This is a genomic window from Microbulbifer sp. CAU 1566 (genome assembly GCF_023156515.1).
GTDB lineage: Bacteria > Pseudomonadota > Gammaproteobacteria > Pseudomonadales > Cellvibrionaceae > Microbulbifer.
Genome location: NZ_JALNMG010000004.1, coordinates 448,847 through 472,864, shown reverse-complemented (window position 1 = coordinate 472,864; position 24,018 = coordinate 448,847). Strand labels below are relative to the sequence as shown.

Genomic DNA, 24,018 nt, shown 5'->3' with positions numbered 1-24,018 from the left:
CAGGCAACGGTTCCCCGACTACGCCAGCGCCTTGATCAGCAGGGCCACACCGGAAAAAGCCAGCAGCCAGCGACAGGTGAGCAGAAAGGTCTTTTCATCCAGATGGTGCTGCAGGCGATAACCGAGGTAAACGCCCAGGTAGGCCACGGGTGACAGCACCAGTGCGGTTAGCAGCAATTCCCGGCTCCACAAACCCGCCAGGGTGTAGGGCACCAGCTTGATCAGGTTCATCACCCCGAACACCACTCCTGCCGTGGCAAGCCAGGAGAGCTAGGGCAAACGGCGCCCGATCAGGTACATATTGAGCGGCGGGCCGCCGGCATGAATCAGGGTGCTGGTCACGCCAGAGGTGGTACCCCACAGCCAGGCGCTACCGGGCAGCCGCGCGGCCAGCGGTGCCAGCCTTTGCCAGAAGGCGAACAGCAGGCTCAGCAGCCCCAGTGACAGGGTCAGTGCGAAGGGCGATACCCAGGCCAGCAGCCAGCCGCCGATGGCGATGCCCAGCACCGCCGCGGGCAGCAGTTTTTTCAACTCCAGTGCATCCCGGTGCCGCCAGTAATAGGCGATGGTGCGCACGTCCATAATCAGCAGGACCGGCAGCATCAGCGCCACCGCGGTTTCCACCGGCAGTACCAGCGCCAGCAGCGGCACCGCAACCACCCCCGCGCCACCGGCAAAGCCAGACTTGGAGATGCCGGTGAGGACCACGCCCAGTACAGCAAGCCCCCAGAACAGGGGGCTGCTGCTGATCACTTCCATACTTATTCAGCGCCCCGCGGCAGGTCGAACCAGAGCGCGGTGACACCACTCTCTGCAGCGGTCAGATCCAGCGATTCTTCCATCACGCCCAGGCCATCACCCGCGCTGAGCTGGCCATCGTTTACGGCAACGCCGCCCTCGATCAGGTGCAGATAACCGACGCCCCTCTCCGGGTTCAGGCTCAGGGTTTCCCCAGCCTTCAATTGCAGGCGGTGGATGCTCGCGTTCTGGTGCACGGTGAGCGACCCGTCTCTGCCATCTGGGGTCACCAGCGGGGTCAGCGACCCGCTTTGCACAATCGCCTTCTGTTCATAGCCCGGGGCCAGATCCCGCTGGTTGGGAATAATCCAGATCTGCAGGAATTTCAGCGCTTCGCTCTGGGAGTGGTTGAACTCCGAATGGGTGACACCGGTACCCGCGGTCATACGCTGTACCTCACCCGCAGGCACCACAAAACGGTTGCCCATACTGTCCTTGTGCTCGATGGCTCCCTCCAGCACATAAGAAATGATTTCCATATCCCGATGGCCGTGGGTATCGAAACCCGCACCCGGTGCGACCGTATCGTCATTGATGACCCGCAGGACGGAAATGCCCATGTGCTTCGGGTCGTAGTAACTGCCAAAGGAAAAGCTGTGGCGGGAATCGAGCCAGCCGAAGTTTGCTTTGCCGCGTTCGTCGGCACGCCGTAGGTATAGCATCTTGCCGTCCTCAGTGTGGATTGGATGAAGCCACTATAGGAGAGCTGTTCCGGTGAGAAAATCGAATTAATTTGGATAAATCGTTCGATTTAAGGGCGGCTAATCAGCGAGGATTTTTGATGAAAGTAAGACTGTCCGGCCCCGACAATTAATGCCGGGGCCGCAGATAATTATTTTTTGGATTTGGCGATAAAGCGATCCATCTGTACTTCCAGCATTTCCATCGGCAGGGCGCCGTTGGCAAGTACCGCGTCGTGGAAGGCACGCAGATCAAACTGATCACCCAGTGCCTTCTCTGCTTTCGCGCGCAGTTCGCGAATCTTGATCTCACCCATCTTGTACGACAGCGCCTGCCCCGGCCAGGAGATATAGCGATCGACCTCGGCGCGCACATTCGCTTGCGAGAGCGAGGTGTTGTCGGCAAGGAAGTCCAGCGCCTGCTGGCGGGTCCAGCCCTGAGAGTGGATGCCGGTATCAATCACCAGACGCGCGGCGCGCCACATTTCATAGCTCAGGCGACCGAACTGCTGGTAGGCATTTTCATACACGCCCATTTCCACACCGAGACGCTCGGTGTACAGGGCCCAGCCCTCACCGTATGCACTCAGGTACAGGTTACGGCGGAAGTCGGGTACGTTTTCCAGTTCCTGGGACAAGGCACCCTGCAGGTGGTGGCCCGGTACTGCTTCATGCAGCGTCAGTGCCACCAGTTCATACAGTGGACGCTGATCCAGGGCGTGGGTATTTACCCAGTAGGCGCCACCGCGCGTACCGCCGATGGCCGCCGGATTATAAGAAGCGGTGGTGTAATTGGGGGCGATTTCGTCCGGTACCGGCACCACGCCGTAGGGGAGACGCGGCAACTTGCCGAAAAATTCCGGCAGCCGGTAGTCGATGCGTTTCGCGATATAAGAGGCTTCTTTCAGCAGTTCCCGCGGTGTCTGCGCGTAAAACTGGGGGTCGGTGCGCAGGAACTCGGTGAACTCCGCGAAATTACCGTCGAATTTTCCTTCTTTTTTCAGCTGTGCAATCAGCGCATCCATTTCACCGCGAATACGCTTTACTTCCGCGAGGCCAATCTGGTGAATTTCCGCCGGGTCCATATCCATGGTGACATAGGTTTTGATCGCGTGCCGGTAGTACTCCTTGCCGCCGGGCAGGTCTTCCGCGGCGAGGGACTCGCTGGCGGCGTTCATATAGTCGCCTTCAAGGAAGGTCGCGACGCGATCGAATGCGGGAATCGCCTGCTCCTTGATAGCGGCAGCACCGGCTTGTTGCAGGCGGGCCTTGTCGGCGCCGGAAAAATTATCCGGAAGATTCTTGAATGGCTCGTAGAGACTGCTTTTTTTCGGGTCGTCGTAAACCTGCGCGCGCACGGTGGGCGCGATCCCCTCGACAACGATCTTTGGCAGCACAAAACCGTCTTTCACCCCCGCGCGCATATTGGCCAGGTTCTCGTCAAAGTAGCGGCCGAAATCCTGGATGCGCCTGATGTAATCCTCGTAATCGGACACCTTGGGCATATTGAGGCCGCTGCTGGCATCCAGTGCCGAACTCCAGAAACTGTAGAAAGTATTGACCGGAATGCGGTCCAGGTACTGCTCATTAGCCTCGATGGAATTTTTGAGCACCCAGGTAAGCAGGTCTTTGTTGACCCGCTGGGATTCATTCAGCTGCTTGCCATCGATCGCATTGAGCCGGGCGACGAATTGCTGTTCCGCCCGCAGACGGCGCGCGCGGTCTTTCTCGGAGACACCAGGCAGCCGGTCAGCATAGCCCGGCTCCCCCATGCGGCTGGCGGTAATGGGGTCTTCCCGCAGACTGTATTGCCAGTGATCATCGACGACCGCCTGCAGTTGCTCTGCGGCCGTGGCAGCCTGTACCGCCGGCACCAAAAGCCAGCTTGTGATTAAGATGGATAACAGAAAACGGATAGGCCTCATTGCCATTGAGCGGGTCTCCAGCTTCGGGTGGGGTACAGAAAATACAGAGGATACCAGGTGGTTGTTGAATCCGATGACGTTCGATTTTCAGCGTCACGAGTCCTACACCTTACCACGATGGCGGTATTATCCTATGGCAAGCTAGCGGGCAACCTGGTGCTTCTGTCGCAAAATTGCCCGCTTTAAAATCGCACATGAACCAGCCACTGCGGGCGCCACTTCGAACTCGGGAGAGCTGTGAATGAAAGATCTTTGTGCTGGCGCTATCCAGATGGTCAGTGGTGACTCGGTGCCGCAGAACCTGGAGCGGGCATACGCCTTGTTGAGGGAGGCCGCCGAGCGCGGTGCGCAACTCATACTGTTGCCAGAAAATTTCGCGCACCTGTCCGATAGCGGGAGTTTTTCCGTGGCCGAGCCCTTTGCACAAAGCGGCGATGTCTGTGCCACAGTAACGCCCATTCAAAATGCCCTGCAACAATGGGCGCGAGAACTGGGGCTGTGGATTCTTTCTGGCGCCGTCCCGCTGCTGGAGCGCGTGGATGGCAGCCCCACGGACGGCAAGCGCAGTCGCTCCGCGTGCCTGCTGTACGATGACAGCGGTACCTTGCGCGCACGGTATGACAAGATGCACCTGTTCGATGTAGAAGTCGAAGATGCCGCCGGCAGCTATCGCGAGTCTCGCAGTATCGAGCCCGGCGAGACGCCCTGTGTCGCGACCACTCCCTGGGGGCAGCTGGGACTCAGTATCTGTTTTGATCTGCGCTTTCCCGAACTGTACCGGCAGTTGGCCGCGGCCGGTGCGGAGATATTAGTGGTGCCGGCGGCCTTCACCCACACCACCGGGCAGGCGCACTGGCTGACACTGCTGAAAGCCCGCGCAATTGAAAACGGCTGCTATGTGATTGCGGCCAATCAGGGCGGACAGCACTCGGCGAAGAGGCGCACCTGGGGACACTCGGTGATTATTGATCCCTGGGGTGACGTGCTGGCCGAAGCCGGTGAGGGGGAAGCGGTGATCACCGCAACCCTGAGCGCCGAGAAGTTGGAAAAGGTCCGGCGCAATATGCCGCTGCTGTCCATGCGGCGACTGTAAGAGGCCCCTGGCTGACAAGCGATAAAATGATAAAGCGCTCAGGCAATGTTTTTAATCAAACCACCTTCAGCCTTGATACTCGCTCCGTTGATCGCGGCGCTCAGGGGTGAAGCGATAAAGGCAACCACCGAGCCAATTTCTTCCGGTTTGATAAATCGCTGTAGCAGTGAATCCGGTTCGGTTTCCTTGAAAAAGTCGCGCACAAATTCCTCTTCCGTTTTGCCCTGAACCTGAGCGCTTTCTTTCAGCCAGGTACTGACGCCATCGGTAAGGGTTGGCCCTGGCAGCACGGAGTTCACCGTTATATTTTTTCCGCTGCCGCGGGTGAGGTTGGCGAGCCCGCGACCGAGTACCAACTGCGCGCCTTTGGTGACTGAATAGTGCACCATGCTCTCCAGGCCGCGTATTCCCGCCTCGCTGGAAATATTGATGATGCGCGCAAAATCCTGTTCCAGCATTTTCGGAAAGTAGTGGCGGCAGAGGCGCACGGTGCTCATCACATTGACGTCGAGAAAGTGCCGCCAGTCGTCGTCGCTAATTTCCGCAAACGGCTTGGGATTGAAGATCCCCATGTTGTTAATCAGTACCGATAGGGTGCCGTGGCTGTCGATTTCACGACAAATACGCGCGGCGTCCTCGGCATTGGCGAGGTCGCCATCAATCGCCAGCACGTCGCCGAGTTCCTTCAGCTCTTTCGCAGCTGCGCCGCTGCCGGAGCGGCCGTTGATGATTACCCGGGCGCCTTCCTGCAACAGGGAAATGGCAATGGCGCGGCCGATCCCCTTGGTAGAACCACTGACAAAGACCAGTTTTCCTTTGAGCCAAAGATCCATTTCCGTGCCTCCAAAAGTCATTCAGCCGTAAAACACTGATCGACAATGGTAGTGTGGAAACAGAAACAAAAAAGGCCACTCGGTGAGTGGCCTTTTGAAGCTTGGCTTATGCCTGCTCGACTATCTGCTCGACAACCTGCTCGATGCGCCCGAATATTGACTGGCCGTTACCGTCCAGCATTTCGATCGCGATCCTGTCGCCGAACTGCATAAAGGAAGTGCTCGGTTTGCCGTCCTGAATGGTTTCGATCATGCGGATCTCGGCGATACAGCTGTAGCCGACACCGCCCTCTTTCACCGGTTTGCCGGGGCCGCCGTCGAGTTTGTTCGACACGGTGCCGGAACCGATGATGGTGCCCGCGCCCAGCGGACGGGTTTTCGCCGCATGCGCAATCAACTGACCGAAGTGGAAGGTCATATCGATGCCCGCGTTGGGCTCACCGAATTTCTCACCGTTCAGTTCGGACACCAGCGGCAGGTGCAATTTGCCCGCTTTCCAGTTTTCACCCAGTTGCGCCGGGGTGACACACACCGGCGAGAAAGCACTGGAAGGTTTGGACTGGTAAAAACCGAAACCCTTGGACAGTTCGTTGGGGATCAGACCGCGCAGGGAAACATCGTTGACCAGCATTACCAGTTTGATGTGCTTCAGCGCATCTTCCGGGGAAACGCCCATGGGAACGTCATCGGTAATTACCGCGATTTCTGCTTCAAAGTCGATACCGAAGCCTTCGCTTTGCGGCATCTTCACCGGCTCGCGCGGCGCCAGAAAGGTATCGGAGCCACCCTGGTACATCAGCGGATCGGTCCAGAAGCTTTCCGGCATTTCCGCGTTGCGCGCCTTGCGCACCAACTCCACGTGGTTCACGTAGGCGGAGCCATCAGCCCAGTGGTAAGCACGCGGCAGCGGCGAGTGGCACTTGGCCTGATCGAAGGCTTCGCCTTCGATTTCGCCACTGCTGAGTTTTTGCTGCAGTGCTTCGAGTTGTGCGGATTTCTCTGCCCAGTCGTCCAGTGCACTTTGCAGGGTCGGTGCGATTTCGGCGGCGGATACCATGCGGGTAAGGTCATCACTGACCACCACAAGCTGGCCATCGCGGCCGGATTTCAGGCTGGCTAACTTCACTGTGCCTTCCTCTTAACAATAATTTGGTTTACGGATCGAGAGCCTTGAACTCTGCGTCGCCGTGCATCCAGGCCGCGTGGCGCGGTGCCTTTTTGGTACGGGACCACTCTTCCAGCATATCTTCGGCGACGCGCTTCAACTCTTTGTGCATACCGGGCTTGGCGGTATTGGCGGCGAGTTCGATGCGGTGACCGTTCGGGTCGAAGAAATAGATGGATTTGAAAATGGTGTGGTCGGTGGGACCGAGCACATCGACACCGGCATCCTCGAGCTTCTGCTTCATTGCCAGCAACTCGTCCATGCTCTCCACTTCCATCGCGATGTGCTGTACCCACTGCGGGGTATTTTCATCGCGGCCCATGTCCGGGGAATTGGGCAGCTCGAAAAACGCCAGTACATTGCCCTGTCCTGCATCGAGGAACACGTGCATGTACGGATCCGGTGCCCCGGTGGAGGGCACCTTGTCTTCGGCAATCGCGAGCTGGAATTCCATGCCCAGGAGGTCGCGGTAGAACTCCACGGTCTCCTTGGCATCGCGGCAACGGTAGGCCACGTGGTGAATGCGTTGAATCGCCATGATAGGCCTCCCTTTTGAGTTTCTCTCGAGTTTCTCGCCGCCGATCAGGCCGCGTCTTCGCCCTTGGCTTTATCGCCAATCACGCCGCGCTCCAGCTGATCCCGCTCGATGGACTCGAACAGCGCCTTGAAGTTACCTTCGCCGAAGCCTTCGTCTTCCTTGCGCTGGATAAACTCGAAGAAAACCGGGCCCAGCATATTGGCAGAGAAGATCTGCAGCAGCAGGCGCGGCTGGCCACCCTCGGTGGAACCGTCCAGCAGCAGACCGCGGGCTTTCAGCTCTTCGGTCGGCTCACCGTGGCCCGGCAGGCGCTCTTCCAGCATGTCGTAATAGGTTTCCGGAGGCGGGGTCATGAACTGCATGCCCTGCGCTTTCAGGCGATCCCAGCAGGCCACCAGGTCGTCACAGGCGAAGGCGATATGCTGGATACCTTCACCGTTGTACTTCATCAGGAATTCTTCAATCTGACCGCCACCACCGGCGGCCTCTTCGTTCAGCGGGATGCGGATCTTGCCATCCGGCGCGGTCATCGCCTTGGACAGCAGACCGGTGTACTCACCCTTGATGTCGAAGTAGCGGATTTCGCGGAAATTGAACAGGTCTTCGTAGTACTTGGCCCAGTAGTCCATGCGACCGCGGTAGACGTTGTGGGTCAGGTGATCCAGGGTGTGGAAGCCGCAGCCTTCCGGGTGCTTGTCGACGCCTTCCAGCCAGTGGAAGTCGATGTCGTAAATGGTTTCGCCTTCCTTGTAACGGTCGATCAGGTACAGGGTGGCACCGCCGATACCCTTGATCGCCGGCAGGCGCAGTTCCATCGGGCCGGTTTCCACTTCTACCGGCTGCGCGCCCTTCTCGATGGCGCTGTTGTAAGCGAGGGTGGCGTCCTTGACGCGGAACGCCAGGCCACAGGCAGAGGGACCGTGCTCGCGGGCGTAATAATCGGCGTGGCTGCCTTTCTCGTAATTGGTGATGAAGTTGATATCACCCTGGCGCCACAGTTCCACGTCTTTGGTGCGATGGCGGGCAACCTTGGTGAAGCCCATGGCCTCGAAAACAGTCTCCAGAATACCCTTCTCCGGCGCAGTGAATTCAACGAACTCGAAGCCGTCCAGGCCCATGGGGTTCTCAAACAAATCGGCCATGTGATCCTCCGTTAATAGGACTCTTTTATTGATGACTCGGCGGCGTCGCTCGTGGCGACGGCGGTCTTGGGGAAACCAATAATGGTTTCAAGCGCAACGAATTTAGTTACGCATGTAACCAATGTCAAGAGGCGGGATCTTTCGGGGACTCTTCCTGCCCCCTTAGTGATAGGGCATAGCGCGGGAAATGGGATCAGGAAAGGTGACTGAACAGGCGACGCGCGTTCAAAAATACATGTTACAGGCAGTACCGGGGCGCATTGCGCGCCCCGGTGTCGTCAGTTGACGGCCTCTCAGACTTCGGTCTCGGCGATCTTGCTCAGGTCGCCCACACCCGCCTCTTTCAACAGGGAGTCCACCAGCGGTGCCATGGCGCGGTGCTTGAGGGCGCTGCCCACCAGCGCTTCCGGCAGGCTCTGGCTCCTGGACTCGCCGTCCGCGTCCATGATGCCGCCACTGGCACGGCCGCCGACGCCATTCAGACCCTCGACAGAGATGATTTTCATCCCCTCGATTTTTTCCAGAGGGCGCACGCTCTCGCGCACGATACCCGGCAGGTGCTCGTGCAGGCTGAGTACACGCTTGAGGGCGATCTGCGCTTCGCTCAGGCTGTTCATGGCCTCGTTCATCAGGCGCTGGCCTTCCGCGTCCACGGCATATTTCTCGCGGTCGGCCTCGACCTTGATGCGCACGGCTTCCGCTTCGGCGCTTGCCTGCAGTCGCAGGGCCTCGGCCTTGTCTTCCGCGGCCGCTTTTTCCGCTTCCGCGGCGACCTTGATACCGGTTGCCTGGCGCTCGGCTTCTTTCTGCGCTTCGATGATTTCGATACGCTTGTCACGCTCGGCCACTTCCACGTCCTTGGCGGTGCGCACCTGCTCTTCCGCTCTCACCGCCTCGGCGCGGGCCACGTTGGCCTGCTGGTCGGCAACGGACTGTTCCTTGGATTTTTCGGCAACCGCAATGGCGCGTTCCTGCTCGGCGATTTCCACGGATTTCAGTTTGGAAATCCGCTGCTCGTCGAGAATCCGCTCGCGCTCGATTTCCTGCTCCTGCAGGCGCTTCTCTTTTTCAATTTCCAGCAGGCGGGTGGCCTGCTCGGCGGCGATGCGGGACTGGTCGACTTCACGCTGGGCCTCGATTTCTGCCTGACGTGCCGCGCGCTCCTGGGCGGCGGTCTCCCGCGCCATATCCGCTTTCTGAGCCGCTTCGCGGTTTTCCAGCTCGCGCTGCTGCTCCAGGAAGGCGTAGCGCTTCTCTTTTTCGATTTCGAGACGCTGGCGCTCGGCTTCCAGGTTTTTGGTTTCTATCTGGATGCGGGTTTCCTGCTCGACATCGTTAACCTCTTTGCGACGGGCCTCGATGGAACGGGTCATGCTGGCAAGACCTTCGGCGTCGAACACATTGTCCTGGTTGAAGAACTCTTTGTGGGTCTGGTCCAGGCCGGTCAGGGATACAGATTCCAGCTCCAGACCGTTTTTCAGCAGGTCTTCGGACACCACCTGCTGTACCTTCTGCACAAACTGGCTGCGCTGCTCGTGCAGTTCTGCCATTTCCATTTCCGCCGCGACCGAGCGCAGGGCATCAACAAATTTGCCCTCGATCATGTCCTTCAGCGCTTCCGGATCCAGGGTGCGGATACCCAGGGTCTGCGCCGCATTGGCAATGGCATCGTTGTCGGGTTTTACCCGCAGGTAGAATTCCGCCAGTACATCCACACGCATGCGGTCTTTGGTAATCAACGCCTGGTGCTCCTTGCGCGATACCGCAAGGCGCAGGGTGTTCATGTTCACCGGGATGATTTCGTGCAATACCGGCAACACCAGGGCGCCGCCGTTCATGATGACCTTCTGCCCGCCCATACCGGTGCGCACAAAGGAGCGCTCCTTGGATGCGCGGGTATACAGGCGCGCAAAAATGGTGCCGATCACAATCAGGCCAACGAGCACGGCTCCTGCCATGATCGCGATACTGGAAAGATTCTGGATCACTGGTTATTTCTCCGAGATTTTTTAATGTTTTTTAAGAGGTTATTTTTATTCGGCAGCGATTTTTCCGGCGGGCCTGATTGCCCGAAAACTTGCTCCCTGCTCTTCCACCAGAACAACCTGCTGCCCCTGGGAAAAGGTTTCTCCCTCCTCATAGGGCTCCACCATGACATAGTGGTTGGTACCGAATTCATCGCTAAAACGCGCTTCCGCCGGGGAACCGACCTCGGCCCGGCCAATGGTGATGACCGCGGTGCGCCCGGCGAAGGAATCGCGGCTCACCGACTGGGTTTCGTCTCCGGGGGCGAGAAAGCGCAGTACCCTGCCAAACACCCGCACCTGGGGCAGCGCCAGTAGCAATACCGGAAGTGCCAGCATCCAGCTGGGCAGAAGGCTGCCGAGAAGGGCTTCACTGAGCATTTGCAGTAGCAGGCCGGTAACACCGAAGGTCACCAGGAAGGCCACCAGCAGAATCAGCGCTGGCACCTCGCCGAAGCGCAGCCAGCCCAGCAGCTTGGTGAGGCCGCCCGTGGTGCTGGCGGCGGACGTGTCGGCGTTGATGTCCATATCCGGCAACAGGTTATCCAGCAGGTCGGACAGGCCGGCGCCGATCAGCAGCATCACGCCTTCGAGCAGCGCGATCATCAGCATCAGCACCAGGGCGCCGGTAAACAGCTGGTTGCCGTCTTGCAGTAGAAATTCCATCGGCCCTCCGTGGGCGGTTTTTTATCGTTGTGTGATCAATGGTGTGATCCGTTTTTGTCCTGAATTCCCTGCGCAGCTTTCAGCGCAATGCCTCCAAATTACCGAGCGTCGGGATGGCGGTCAATCACACCGCATTACAAACCCCCACTACAATCCCTCACGCGCGGGAATTTCAGGCATAAAAAAACCACCCGAAGGTGGTTATCAATACAGGGTTATCCTGCCTCACTGGATGGTCCTGGCACTGTCGTGACAGGGCACCGGGGTCGACACTTTAAACTGGCAGAAAGCCTTTTCTTTCCTTGCGCAAATCCATCGCGCGACTTCCTTCAAAGTACCGACGCCGCTGCCCTGTCTCCAGGGGCCGCTAGCGAGCGATTATTTCTCCACAAACGCCCGCTCGATCACATACTCGTGGGGAACGCCGGCGCGGGTCTCTTTAAAGCCCCAGTCGTCGAGAATGTTGGTCAGGTCTTTCAGCATCGCCGGGGAGCCGCACAGCATAAAGCGGTCTTCTTCCACATTCGGCTTGGGCAGGCCCAGGTCGCTGAACATCTTGCCGGATAACATCAGGTCAGTAAGGCGACCGTTGTTGCGGTAGGGCTCGCGGGTAACCGTGGGGTAATACAGCAGTCCCTCGCGCACCATCTCGCCGAAGTACTCGTGCTCCGGCAGCTCCTTCTCGATGTAATCCTGATACGCCAGCTCGGACTTGAAGCGCACGCCGTGGGTGAGGATCACCTGGTCGAAGCGCTCGTACACATCCGGATCCTTGATGATGCTCATGAACGGCGCCAGGCCGGTACCGGTAGAGAGTAGCCACAGGCGCTTGCCCGGCAGCAGGTGATCCGCCACCAGGGTGCCGGTGGGCTTGCGGCTGACGAAGATCTCGTCGCCGGGTTTGATCTTCTGCAATTGCGAGGTCAGGGGGCCGTCCGGCACCTTGATGCTGAAAAACTCCAGCTCGTCTTCATAGTTGGCACTGGCGATGGAATAGGCGCGCAACAGCGGGCGACCGTTGGGCTGCTCCAGGCCGATCATGGTGAAATGGCCGTTTTCGAAGCGGAATCCTGGATCGCGGCTGGTCTTGAAACTGAACAGGGTGTCGTTCCAGTGATGGACCTCGAGCACGGTTTCCTTATTCAAATTTGACATAACTATAGAACCACTTATTCCTGACCTTTTTGCTGGGTGAATTCTAGCGCTGGCTTATCTATTGGCAAAATGGGATATTTCGATATTCGTTATCTATTTTGTTGATAACTGTTTTTCTGGCCTCGAGGCCAGAGAAGCCCGGATATGCTCAGTTAGAAGGTTTTGCCCATGCGCTACTCCCTGCGTCAGCTCGAGGTGTTCCTCGCCTGCGCCCACTTCCAGAATGTCAGCCGCGCGGCTGAGAGCCTGAGCATGTCGCAATCCGCGGCCTCCACCGCACTCAAGGAGTTCGAACAGCAGTTCGACCTGCGCCTGTTCGAGCGCACCGGCAAACGCCTGCAGTTGAATGAGCTGGGGCGGCAGCTGTGGCCGCGGGCGGAGGAATTGCTGGAACGGGCGCGGGAACTGGAAGCCACCCTGCAGGCCCACGGCGACCTGGGGCGCCTGAAGATCGGCGCCACCCTGACCATCGGCAACTATCTCGCCGCCGGCATCATGGCCAACTATATGGAACAGCAACCGGGGGCGCGGGTGGAGCTGGAAGTGGCCAACACTGCGGCCATCGCCCAGGGCGTATTGAATTTCGAGCTGGACCTGGGATTGATCGAGGGGGAGCTGAATCACCCGGACCTGGAGATGATCCCCTGGCGAGACGATGAACTGGTGGTCTTCTGCGCGCCGGACCACCCGCTGGTCACACGGCCGCAACTGAGCGACGAGGACCTGCGCGAGGCCACCTGGATACTGCGCGAAACCGGCTCCGGTACCCGCCAGACCTTTGATCGCGCACTGGCGGGGCTGCTGCCGGAACTGAATATCCGGCTGGAGCTGCAGCACACCGAGGCGATCAAGCGCGCGGTGGAAGCGGGCCTCGGGATCAGCTGCCTGTCCCGAGTCTCCCTCACCGATGCCTTCAAGCGTGGCGCGCTGGTGGAGCTGCCGGTGCCCCATCGCAACTTCCGTCGCGAATTTTACTTTGCGCTGCACCGGCAAAAGTACCGCAGCGCCGGGATCGAACGCTGGCTGGAGCTGTGCCGGCAAGTGCCCTAGCCCAGCCCCGCTGCCGTCCTTTACTCTTGGCCCGCCTTGCGGGCATCCAGGCGACGGATGAACTCCTGAAGAATCAGTCGGTAGAGCTCTTTGCCCAGGTACTGATCCTCGACGCCGCTGTCGATGGACGGGTTGTCGTTCACCTCGATCACATAGCCCTTGCCCGCGGATTCCTTGACATCCACCCCGTAGAAACCACGGCCGATGGGCTTGGTCGCCTTGAGTGCCGCCTGCAGTACCGGCTTGGGTACCTCAAAGGTCGGCAGGGTACTGAAGCCGCCACTCACGGTTTTCTTGCTGCCGTGGTTGTAGATCTGCCAGTGGTTCTTCGCCATGTAATAGCGGCAGGCATATAAAGGTTTGTTGTCCAACACACCGATGCGCCAGTCGAATTCCGTGTACAGGAACTCCTGGGCCAGCAACAGGCTGGATTCCGCAAACAGTTCGTCCAGCTTGGTATGCAGCTCCTCTTCCGAGTGCACCTTCACCACGCCGCGGGAAAAGGAGCCGTCGGGGATTTTCACTACCATCGGCAAGCCGAGCTCCGCCAGCGCGGACTTGAGACTCTCTTCATCGCCGCGGCGCAGAATACAGGTGCGCGGTGCCGGCACCTTGTTGTTGCTGAACAGGTCCGCCAGATAGATCTTGTTGGTACAGCGCAGAATACTGGTGGGGTCGTCCAGTACCACCAGCCCTTCCGCCTCGGCCTTCTTGGCGAAACGATAGGTGTGATGGTCAATGGCGGTGGTCTCGCGAATAAACAGCGCATCGAATTCCGACAGGCGCATGTAATCCCCGGGGCCGATCAACTCTACCGACAGCCCCAGTTCGCGCCCGGCACTGACGAATTTCTTGATCGCGGCGCCATCGGACGGCGGCAGTTTCTCTTCCGGATTCACCAGAATCGCAAGGTCGTAGCGGGTATTGCTCGGCTTCTTGTGCTGGCGCCACACCTTGTTACTAAAGTTATCCAGCGCCTCGGCGAATTCGGTCTCCTCCGCCTCATTCAGGTCGCGGTGGGAACAGATCTTCAGCTCGACGATTTCCCACTGGGGGTTCGCCTGCAAATGGATTTCCAGTACCGGACAGGCAAAGCGGTCGAACAGCGCACGCGCCAGCGGCTGCAGCGCCGGATCTGCACAGCGGCCGAAATAGGACTTAACCACCCGCTCGGAACCTTCTGCCGGCAACGGCAGCTTGGCCAGTGCCGGAATCGCCTGGGACAGCTGCAGTTTGTACAGCTGCGGCAGCGCCAGGTCATTCAGGGTGCGCACACTCGGCAACACATTGTGGCTGCGCGCCTCCGCCAGCAGCGAGCAGTAATAGCCCTCACTGCGATAGTCGTAACTGGCACAGAGGTTGATCACCCGCACCCGCTGCTGCTGGCGCGCTGGCAGGGCCAGGTAGTCGGCAAAGGTAATTACCCGCTCGCTGGGGTAGTAGGGAGCCCAGTCATCGGGCTCGTCGATCACAATCAGGACCTGGGACATGTATAGATGAAGCGCCTCAGTGGTTTGCCAGGTGGCAATGAAGGGAAGAGTGAGACTGAAATTTTGGGTGTATGGCCGGTCAGATTTTGCCCGCCGAATAGGCGAAAGATAGAAGAAATCTGCCCCGCTGACTAATACTATTTTTGCCTATTTCCAAATCTCTGCAGGCCCCGCGGCACGTGGGCTACAGCCTAGTCGCACACAACCACGACGCGGCATCTGAAGGCCCCAACCGGTGGGGCCAGCGATACCCCCAAGGACAGCTATCACCATCAGCCATCATACCAATAACCATTGCCTGTAAGACCAATTATGTTAGACTCGAAAGCGAGTATTCGGGCCTGCCTGGGCCCGCCAGAAATACCGGTAGAAGGCTCTTATGAAGACCGAATTTGTTGGAAACGGCCGCCGCATTTATCAGCAGGTGGTTGAGAAAATGCTGACCCTGTTGGACAGTGGCGAATACCCGCCCGGGGTGCGCCTGCCCTCCGAGCGTGAATTGTCGGAAATGTTTGATGTCAGTCGCCCCAGCATTCGCGAGGCAATCATCGCACTGGAAGTGATGGGCCGGGTCGCGGTGCGCACCGGCTCCGGGGTTTACGTGATCGAGCCGGTGAATTCGTTTGCCGACAGCAAGGATTTCAGCCCGTTTGAACTGACCGAAGCACGGGTATTGATCGAAGGCGAACTGGCTGCACTGGCCGCTACCATGATTACCGAAGAACAGCTGGAAGACCTGCGCCTGGCCTACCGGGATATGGTGCGCGAAAACGAAGAGGGCAACCTCACTTCCGAGCGCGCCGACCGCAAATTTCACGAAGTGATTTCCCGGGCCACCAACAACCGGGTTTTGATGAGCACCATCGACAAGCTGTGGGATATTCAGGAGCACTCGCCGGATATCCAGACGGTGCACAAGAATGTATGCAAAAAAGACGGGCAAAAGCGCCTGGCGGAACACAAAGCCATTTTGCAGGCACTTGAAAACCACGACCCATGCGCGGCACGCAAGGCCATGCGCCTGCATTTCAGCCGCTCCCTGAACGCGTTGCACGATGCCTCCGAAGCAAAAGCAGTGGAAGTGGTGCGCCGGGAAGTGTCCGAACGCCGCAAGCGCTTTTCCATCGACCGCCTGGGTGAATCCGCCGGCTTCTGATATGTTAAAGAGCGTTGCCAAGGCCATATGACTGGAAGGTTATATGGCCTTTTTTATTGCCCGAATTCACCCATCTAAATTTTACCGACATAAAAAAGCCCGCAAGTAGCGGGCAAAATTTTGCCGGTGGGCGGTACCACCGACTGGAGAAGAGACAACCAATCAAACAAACCGAAGAACCTGTAACCCCGTACAAAAGTTGGTGTTACAGGCTCCCCTTTACCCGGGGCGCGAAGCTCCGGGCATTGAGCCCTGGATAGCGCTTAGAACTTGGCTTTCAGGCCGAGGAATACACGCGGTCCATAGCTATTCATTTCACCCAGGTTGTCGCGGGTAAAGAAGTACTGCTTCTTCGGCTCATCAAACAGGTTGATGGCCTCAAGGCTCAATCTCACATTGTCGGTGAGCTGGTACGACGCCTTTGCTTCCCACACACCGGTGTCGCCCACGTAACGCAGTCGCGTGCCATCTCCGGTATAGGGCTGGAAGTACTCGCTGCGGTACTTGTAGATCAGGCTCGTGTCGAGGTCACCAATCTGGTAGTACAACTGGCCGGAGAACACATTCTCGGAGAAGCCCGGCAGGTTGCCCGGAGCAACGATACCGATATTTTGCGATACAACTTCTCCGCTTTCATTCAGTACCACGGAATCACCATAGAGGCTGTCTTCAAACTCGAAGTCGGAATCTGCGTAGTTGTAGCTCGCCTTCACACCCAGACCGCTCAGGTAACTCGGCAGGTAAGAGAAACGATGGGTTGCGGTCATTTCGAAACCAGTCAGCGCACTGGTGTCATCATCGGTGCGGGTGATATTGAATTCTGCCGGGATCATTTGGCCATCGACCTCGAAGGTTTCGATCACCTGCGCCGTCTCGAATCCACCCTGGAAACGCTTGTGGTAAACACCGAATGCCAGCATGGTGTCCTCGTTCGGATACCACTCGATCGCGGTATCGAAGTTCCAGGATGTCAGCGGCTTCATATTCGGGTTGCCGTCACCGCTCACACCGTCCAGCAGGTCCGCAATATCCACGATGTCGTCGGAACCATTGGTGTCGAATGCGCGCTTGTAACCCAGGTCCGACGGATCCGGGCGGGACAGGCCGCGATAAACCGCACCGCGCAACTGAACGTCATCAGTCAGCTCAGCCACCAGGTTTAAGCTCGGCAACACCTCGGTGTAATCGCCACCGGCGGTTACCCGCTCCAGATCCGCACCATCCACTTCTTCCATGGCAAAGGTGCCATCGTCGTTGGTGATAATGGTGTAGGGCGTGCGGTAACCAACAGACTCCACCTCCGTCTGTACCACGCGCACACCAAAGTTACCGTGTACCGGTGTACCCGCCAGCGAGCTGCCAAAGTCGGCCATCACATAAGCGGCTGTGGTGGTTTCGGTCACATCGGTGAGATTCGCACTTTTCTGTTCCAGTTCCGGATAAACGAAGCCTTCTCCCACGTGCGCCAGCAGCATGTCCGCAACACAGCTGGTATCGAAGGTGGCCCACTCGTTGGTGCGACCAATGACATTGCCGTTGTCGTCCACGGTGGTGACCAGGCTGCCAGTGCTCTCGGCATTCATGAAGTCACTTTCCGGGAAGGCGATGGCACAGGCTTCGTTCATTGCTGCGATGGCTGCCGCGCCCTCTTCCGATCCACGGCTAACACTGAACTCGTCACGCGCGGAACCCAGGTCAACATATTCCAGTTCAGAAAAGCGCAGGCCGCCTTTCACACCGGTAATAAAGCTTCCATTTACGTTCAGGTCGAAATCCGTGCGGAAGGCTTCGCTGGTATTGCGGCGATCCACATCGTTATCGATTCGAATACGATAAGCATCGGAGAAGAGCGCGTGATCGGTGACATCAAAACCGGTCACGGTGTACTGACGGATTTCAGAATCCATGTCCCAGCTGACCATGGGGCGGTAAGAGGAATCTTCGCCGTAAATATCGTCGTTGTCAGACTGGGTGCGCAGTAGTATCTGCTTTTCTTCCCGCGTGGTTTCAGAGAAGGAGTAATCTGCAGACACCGTCAGGTTATCGGTAAAATCGTAGGAAACGTTCAGGCCGTAACCCAGGTAGTCCTCGAGTCGGGAATAGGTTTCACTATTGGACTCGATGGCAGTCTCACCCGCCCACTCCATAATGGTACCGGTGTCGGATACCACCAGGCTTTCCGCAGTCACACCCGGAGTAACCCGCTTCATGTTGGCAAAGTTCAGGTCGTGGCGCTGCTCAGCCTGCAGGCGCTCTGACTGCTGCAGGTCAAAATTAATATCGGTTTTGTCGTTGGGCTGGAACTGCAATGCAACGAATACCGCCTCGCGCTCGTCGGAGGTGTCGTTCTGACGATAACCGTTGGAGCTGGGCGCAAACGCATAGGGCGTGCCATTGCTCACCGCTTTACCGGTCGCCGGATCCACCGAGGTGTTGTAGCCCTGATTGCTGGAGCCACCGATCTGGTCTTCACAGTCACCAGAGGAACCGCGGTAGAAGCCTTCGGTTGTGTTGTTGGGGTCATTCAAACAGGCGAACAGGGAAGTACCGCTCGGGCTGGATGAGCGCATTTCGGATTCCGGCTGGGAAATGTCGCTTTTCTCGTAACCGAGGGACATACCGAATGCCATGCCGTTGTCGAATTCAAACTGATCCACATAGCTCGCGGTTCCGCGGAAGCCAATATCACCCGCCATGGGATCGTCGAGGTTGGCCTGGTTCGGGTTGATATTCGCCTTGGTATCGATCTGGATACGCTGCTCGCCATACTCCAGCGGCTTCAGGGTTTCCAGCGCGATCAGACCGGCAACACCACCTTCAATCAGGCTGGCGTCCTGGGTTTTGTAGATCGCAATTTTGTTCATCAGCTCGGACGGGAACTGGGAGAAGTTTACCGAGCGATCCCCACTGCCGTTGGTCGCTGCGCGGCCGTTAAAGGTGGTCGCACTCAAGTATGGGCCCATGCCGCGGATGGAAATTTCAGTCGCACCACCATTTTCGCGGTGAGAGGAAGCACCGGTTACGGACTCGAGTGCTTCACCGATGGACAGCGCAGGCAGATCACCAATCTCATTTGCCGACATACCGTCGACGATGGTGGTTGAGTTGCGCTTGATATCGATGGTGGTCTGGATAGTGGCACGGGTACCGGTTACGACAACTTCTTCCAGTGCCTGGTCAGATTCAGCAATTGCAGCATCTTGTGCCTGAACAGCACCCACATAACCTACATAAGTCACTGCAGCGATTGCGCTTACCAGAAGCGACTTTTTAAACGTTTTCTCATTCGCCATTACATCTCTCGCGTCTTTATTATTATCACGCATGAATACCCCCAAGGATGTCTGCGCTAGTTGATAGTAACAAGGGCGCCCTTGTTCTGGCGCCTTTCTCATCGCTCATCTCGCGGTTTTTATTCTCAGCCTCTTGACCAGTGACAACCGCTTTCGGTCGGCTGCCCGCGATCTGGCCAGCACAAATTCTCACCTGCCTACAAGCCAGTCAACCAATTTTCAGAAAAATTTCACATTTTGGACTGACCCCTGCCTGTTTTTTGTGCATTTTATCGGAAAAATCTGCGCGGCGCACCAATTCAGCACAAAGTTTCGAGGTAAACTGGTTAGCCGAATTGGTTGACAATTATTTTTGACCAATTTAGTCTGGCCCCATAATAATTCCGCGGTATCACAATTTGCCCCGAGTTGGTGCAAGCAGACAATCCGCGACATCGATAACCCAGAAAAACAATTCAGGTGATCATGAGAGCTTCAGGATTCAAACCAATGCTGGCCGCCGCGCTGCTTACCTGCGGGCAGGCTTCCCTGTTCTGTGTTCAGGCTTCCGCGGAGGAATACCTGGTGCACAACCAGAAAGAATACGCGAAGGTCGCCAAGCGCCTTGAGGCCGGCGATACCGTGGTGCTGGCAAATGGCGTCTGGAAAGATTTTGAAATTCTGTTCACCGGAAACGGGGAAAAAGAAAACCCGATCACGCTGACTGCGGAAGAAAAAGGAAAAGTGGTCCTGAGCGGCCAGTCCAACCTGCGCCTGGCAGGTGAACATCTGGTGGTTTCCGGCCTTGTGTTCAAGGACGGCTATACGCCGAGCAGTGAGGTAATCTCCTTCCGCCGCAACAAAGATCACCTGGCCAACAACTCCCGGGTGACTGAAGTGGTGATCGAAGACTTCAGCAAGCCGGAGCGTATGGACTCCGATTACTGGGTGAGCATCTACGGCAAGAACAACCGTTTCGATCACGGCCACCTGGCGGGCAAGCGCAACAAGGGTGTGACCATGGCGGTGCGCCTGAACACCGAAGCGAGCCAGGAAAACGGTCACCGTATCGACCACAACTATTTTGGCCCGCGCCCGGTACTGGGCTCCAACGGTGGTGAGACCCTGCGTATCGGCACCAGCCACTACTCCCTGACCGATTCCCTGACAGTGGTCGAGAACAACTTCTTCGACCGCTGTGACGGCGAGGTGGAAATCATCTCCGTCAAATCCGGCAAAAATATTCTGCGCAACAACACCTTCTTCGAATCCCGCGGCACCCTGACCATGCGTCACGGCAACGGCAACCTGATCGAAGGCAACGTGTTCCTGGGCAACGGCGTGGACCACACCGGCGGTATTCGTGTGATCAATGCGGACCAGGTCATTCGCAACAATTATCTCGAAGGTCTCACAGGCTATCGGTTTGGGAGTGGGTTCACCGTGATGAACGGTGTTCCCAACTCTCCCATCAATCGCTACCACCAGGTGGTAAACGCGGAGATCGAGAACAACAGCTTTATCAATGTGGAGCATATCCACCTGGCGGCAGGCAGTGACCAGGAGCGCAGCGCGACGCCACAGGACTCCACTATTGCCGACAATATTTTCTATACCGAAAGCGGTAAGTCGCCCTTTTCCATTTTTGACGATATCTCCGGTATTACCTTTGCCAACAACGTCTCTACCGGCTTTGTGGACAAGAAGATTCATGAAGGTATCGATAAAGGCGTGGGCAAACTGAAGCGTGCCGACAATGGCCTGCTCTACCCGACCGATAAGTCCGCAGCGAATAAGGGCGCGAGCAAAGACCTGGTGGTTACCACCAAGGAAATGACCGGCGCTTCCTGGTACCCCAAATCAGAACCGGTTACTCCGTTCGACAGTGGCAAGTCCATCAGCGTGCGCCCCGGTGAGAATGCTCTGTTCGACGCCATCACCAGTGCGGCGGACGGCGACACCCTGGTTTTGGAAAACGGCGCCTACAACGCAACCAAGCGCCTGGATATCAACAAGACGTTGACTATCAAGGCGAAAAAACAGGGCAAAGCAACCCTGACCAGCGACCGCCCGGTGATGTTCGAGATTCAGGATGGCGGCAGCCTGTCGCTGGATGGCCTGGTGATTTCTGGCTCCAACAGCCCGGACAACGCCGGCAATATCCTGATCCGCACCGCGGTGTGGGGCATGCTGAAAAACTACCGTTTTTCCATGACCAATAGCCGTGTGGAAAACCTGGATATCAACCACTCCTACCACGTTTTCGATTCCGGCCTGCGCGCCTTTGCCGACACCATTACGCTCGCCAATAACTATTTCGAGAACATCACTGGTGACCTGCTCAAGCTGAACAAAGAGACCGATGACCTCGGCGTTTACAACGCGGAATACGTGATCGTGACCGGTAATACCTTCAAAAACGTTCAGGGCGCTCTCGTCGACCTGTACCGCGGCGGCACCGATGAAAGCACCTTTGGGCCGCACATCGACTTCAGCAACAACACCGTGACCGGCTCCGGTAAGGGCAAGCGCAACAAGGCGCAGGCGCTGATCAAACTGCACGGTACCCAGGTGGCAGACATCCATGAAAACCGCATCGAAGACAGTGCGGGTATCGTGGTCGAACACACCGTGGGCGAGCCGGTTACTCATATTGCCAACAACCAGTTCTTCAAGGCCCCGCTGCCGGAAGTCACTGAACTTGTCGCCGAGGGCCCGCACACCGCGACCCTTGCCAACAACACCGTGAAAAACTGATTTAGAGAAGAACGAAAACGATGTTTGGCAATTCAATATTTAAAGAGCGCAAATCTCTCGCCGCTGGCGTGGCTCTGGCGGCCGGAGTCTCTGCGGCAGTTTTCGCGGTCAACCCGCTCGCCGCATTCGGCGCTAACCATCCAAACCTGGTGATCAGCGCTGCGGACGTCGATGCCATGCAGGGCGCGGTTGAACAACCCGGCCGCTTTCGCACCGCCTTTCTCCGCACTCAATCCGCGGTAGATCGCGCACTGGACGCGCCCATTGCGGTGCCGGTGCCAGCGGATGCCGGCGGCGGTTACACCCACGAACAGCACAAGAAGAATTACCAGCTGATGTACAACGCTGGCGTGCTGTATCAGGTAACCGAAGACGCAAAATACGCGGAGCGCGTACGGGATATGCTGCTCGCCTATGCAGACATGTACTCGACGCTGCCACTGCACCCCAAGCGTCGCCCCGGCGCAGAAAACCCGGGAAAGCTGTTCTGGCAGAGCTTGAACGAAGCGGTGTGGCTTGTTTACACCATTCAGGCCTACGACCTGATCCGTCCGTCGCTCACTGACGCGGAAGCGCAAAAAATTGAGCAGGGTGCACTGCGCCCGGTGGCCAAGTTTCTTTCCGTCGATTCGCCGAAAACTTTTAACAAGGTACACAACCACGGCACCTGGCTGACCGCCGGTGTGGGTATGGCCGGCTATGTACTGGACGAGCCGGAGTGGGTGGAGCAAGCGCTGCTGGATCTGGATAAATCCGGCAAGGGCGGATTTCTTCGCCAGCTGAGCACCCTGTTTTCTCCAGACGGCTACTACAACGAAGGCCCCTACTATCAGCGTTACGCGCTGATGCCTTTCGTGACTTTCGCCAAGGCGATTGAAAACAACGAACCGGAGCGGGGCATTTTCGATTACCGCGACGGTATCGTGATGAAAGCGATCGATACCACCATCCAGCTCAGCTACAACAACCTGTTCTTCCCGATTAACGATGCCATCAAAAGCAAGGGTATCGATACGTCAGAACTGGTACTAGGTGTCACCATCGCCTACGGGGAATCCGGTAATCCACAACTGCTGGACATCGCCGCAAAACAGAACCAGATCCTGCTGTCCGGCGACGGCCTCAAAGTCGCACAGGCACTGGATGCCGGCAAACAACAACCTTACGAATTCAAGTCCTTCGCCTTCCGCGACGGAAAAGACGGCGACGAAGGGGCCCTGGTTGTACTGCGCCAGCAAATCGACGGCGACCAGGCGCTCCTGTTCAAGCCCGCTGCACAGGGTATGGGTCACGGTCACTTCGACAAACTCACCTGGCAGTTCTACGACCGCGGCGAAGAAATCGTTACCGACTACGGTGCGGCGCGCTTCCTGAACGTGGAGGCGAAAAACGGCGGGCGCTATCTGGAAGAAAACGAGACCTGGGCCAAACAGACGGTTGCACACAACACCCTCGTGGTGGACGAGACTTCCCACTTTGACAACAACCTGAAAGTCGCGAACCAAAACCACCCAAGCCTGCTGTTCTTCCACGCGGATGATCAGGTCAAGATCAGTGCGGCAGAGATAAATTCCGCCTACCCGGGTGTCAGCCTGAAACGCACCCTGGCACTGGTAAACAATCCGGAAAGTGGCAACAGTTTCGCCATCGATGTGTTCGATGTGGAATCCACTAAGAAACACCAGCTGGATCTTCCGCTGCACTACAACGGCCAACTGGTGGATACCAGTTTCAAGCTGCAAGGGTTCACCGACAGTCTCAAGGCACTCGGCACCAACAATGGTTTCCAGCACCTTTGGCTCAAAGCCCGCGGCAAACCGGAATCAGGTCTGGCACAGGTCACCTGGCTGAACGACAACGGCCGATTCTATACCCAGTCCAGCCTGGTGGACGGCGAAACCGAGCTGTTGTTCACCGAGCTCGGCGCCAACGACCCCAACTTCAACCTGCGCTCCGAGAAAGGCTTTATTACTCGTCGCGATGGTGTCAAGACACACACTTTCGTGAGCGTGTTGGAGCCCCACGGCGAATACAACCCATCCAGGGAATTTACCCTGGAGGCGGAAAGCCAGGTACAAGCGCTGCAACATCGGCAGGCCGGCGACCTGGAACTGATCGCCATCGGCATGAAGGACGGCGCCACACAGCTGCTTGCGTACAACCGCAGTAGCAATGTGCCAGAAGACCTCGAAAACATTTTTGAATATGACGGCCGCCAGTACCAGTTCAGCGGCCGCGCCAAACTCTTCCAGATTACTAACTGATTTTTCCGCG

18 protein-coding genes are annotated in these 24,018 nt (G+C 57.6%); 5 read left to right on the top strand and 13 right to left on the bottom strand.

Annotated features, from left to right (window positions below):
* Positions 1–18: 18 nt before the first annotated feature.
* The 4 genes from M0G74_RS12850 to M0G74_RS12835 form a co-directional block, all read right to left on the bottom strand.
* Positions 19–234, bottom strand: a complete 216-nt coding sequence (locus M0G74_RS12850; protein WP_248217632.1) for a hypothetical protein — start codon at positions 232–234, stop codon at positions 19–21.
* A gap of 36 nt (positions 235–270) precedes the next feature.
* Complete coding sequence (locus M0G74_RS12845; RefSeq protein ID WP_248217631.1) at positions 271–759, bottom strand: sulfite exporter TauE/SafE family protein; 489 nt, start codon at positions 757–759, stop codon at positions 271–273.
* Between the two features lie 2 nt (positions 760–761).
* A complete protein-coding gene (locus M0G74_RS12840) occupies positions 762–1,460 on the bottom strand; it encodes a pirin family protein (RefSeq protein ID WP_248217626.1) in 699 nt (232 codons plus the stop codon).
* Between the two features lie 170 nt (positions 1,461–1,630).
* Complete coding sequence (locus tag M0G74_RS12835) at positions 1,631–3,409, bottom strand: DUF885 domain-containing protein (protein ID WP_248217624.1); 1,779 nt, start codon at positions 3,407–3,409, stop codon at positions 1,631–1,633.
* A 235-nt stretch (positions 3,410–3,644) separates the two neighbouring features.
* On the opposite strand from M0G74_RS12835, the gene M0G74_RS12830 reads away from it, so the two are divergent.
* The gene (locus M0G74_RS12830) at positions 3,645–4,496 is read left to right on the top strand and encodes a carbon-nitrogen hydrolase family protein (RefSeq protein WP_248217617.1); all 852 of its coding nucleotides are present in this window, start codon (positions 3,645–3,647) and stop codon (positions 4,494–4,496) included.
* Between the two features lie 38 nt (positions 4,497–4,534).
* Here M0G74_RS12830 and M0G74_RS12825 read toward each other — a convergent pair whose 3' ends face one another.
* The 7 genes from M0G74_RS12825 to M0G74_RS12795 all read right to left on the bottom strand — a co-directional run bounded on the left by M0G74_RS12825 (position 4,535) and on the right by M0G74_RS12795 (position 12,019).
* A complete protein-coding gene (locus M0G74_RS12825; RefSeq protein WP_248217613.1) occupies positions 4,535–5,329 on the bottom strand; it encodes an SDR family oxidoreductase in 795 nt (264 codons plus the stop codon).
* Between the two features lie 106 nt (positions 5,330–5,435).
* Entirely contained in the window at positions 5,436–6,455 is a 1,020-nt protein-coding gene (locus M0G74_RS12820; protein WP_248217611.1) for a fumarylacetoacetate hydrolase family protein, read from the bottom strand.
* A 28-nt stretch (positions 6,456–6,483) separates the two neighbouring features.
* A complete protein-coding gene (locus tag M0G74_RS12815; RefSeq protein WP_160151786.1) occupies positions 6,484–7,032 on the bottom strand; it encodes a VOC family protein in 549 nt (182 codons plus the stop codon).
* A gap of 44 nt (positions 7,033–7,076) precedes the next feature.
* Complete coding sequence (gene hppD / locus M0G74_RS12810) at positions 7,077–8,174, bottom strand: 4-hydroxyphenylpyruvate dioxygenase (RefSeq protein WP_248217610.1); 1,098 nt, start codon at positions 8,172–8,174, stop codon at positions 7,077–7,079.
* Between the two features lie 293 nt (positions 8,175–8,467).
* Positions 8,468–10,162: a flotillin domain-containing protein gene (locus M0G74_RS12805; RefSeq protein WP_248217603.1), complete on the bottom strand. Its 1,695-nt coding sequence runs from the start codon at positions 10,160–10,162 to the stop codon at positions 8,468–8,470.
* 45 nt (positions 10,163–10,207) lie between these two features.
* Positions 10,208–10,864 (bottom strand): YqiJ family protein, encoded by a 657-nt coding sequence (locus M0G74_RS12800; RefSeq protein WP_248217602.1) that lies wholly within the window; start codon positions 10,862–10,864, stop codon positions 10,208–10,210.
* 378 nt (positions 10,865–11,242) lie between these two features.
* Positions 11,243–12,019, bottom strand: coding sequence for a ferredoxin--NADP reductase (locus M0G74_RS12795; RefSeq protein WP_160151789.1), 777 nt, complete (start codon positions 12,017–12,019; stop codon positions 11,243–11,245).
* Positions 12,020–12,187: 168 nt separating this feature from the next.
* On the opposite strand from M0G74_RS12795, the gene M0G74_RS12790 reads away from it, so the two are divergent.
* Entirely contained in the window at positions 12,188–13,069 is an 882-nt protein-coding gene (locus tag M0G74_RS12790; RefSeq protein ID WP_248217599.1) for a LysR family transcriptional regulator, read from the top strand.
* A 20-nt stretch (positions 13,070–13,089) separates the two neighbouring features.
* Here the strand turns inward: M0G74_RS12790 and M0G74_RS12785 are convergent, their stop codons facing one another.
* Entirely contained in the window at positions 13,090–14,559 is a 1,470-nt protein-coding gene (locus M0G74_RS12785) for a RimK family protein (RefSeq protein WP_248217597.1), read from the bottom strand.
* A gap of 379 nt (positions 14,560–14,938) precedes the next feature.
* Between M0G74_RS12785 and M0G74_RS12780 the strand changes: the two genes are divergently transcribed.
* Complete coding sequence (locus M0G74_RS12780) at positions 14,939–15,715, top strand: FadR/GntR family transcriptional regulator (protein WP_248217594.1); 777 nt, start codon at positions 14,939–14,941, stop codon at positions 15,713–15,715.
* A 263-nt stretch (positions 15,716–15,978) separates the two neighbouring features.
* Here the strand turns inward: M0G74_RS12780 and M0G74_RS12775 are convergent, their stop codons facing one another.
* Positions 15,979–19,041: a TonB-dependent receptor gene (locus M0G74_RS12775; protein WP_248217593.1), complete on the bottom strand. Its 3,063-nt coding sequence runs from the start codon at positions 19,039–19,041 to the stop codon at positions 15,979–15,981.
* A 432-nt stretch (positions 19,042–19,473) separates the two neighbouring features.
* Between M0G74_RS12775 and M0G74_RS12770 the strand changes: the two genes are divergently transcribed.
* Together M0G74_RS12770 and M0G74_RS12765 are read left to right on the top strand one after the other, a co-directional pair.
* A complete protein-coding gene (locus M0G74_RS12770) occupies positions 19,474–21,744 on the top strand; it encodes a chondroitinase-B domain-containing protein (protein ID WP_248217591.1) in 2,271 nt (756 codons plus the stop codon).
* 20 nt (positions 21,745–21,764) lie between these two features.
* On the top strand, positions 21,765–24,008 hold the full coding sequence (locus M0G74_RS12765; RefSeq protein ID WP_248217589.1) for a heparinase II/III family protein: 2,244 nt from the start codon (positions 21,765–21,767) through the stop codon (positions 24,006–24,008).
* Positions 24,009–24,018 lie beyond the last annotated feature (10 nt).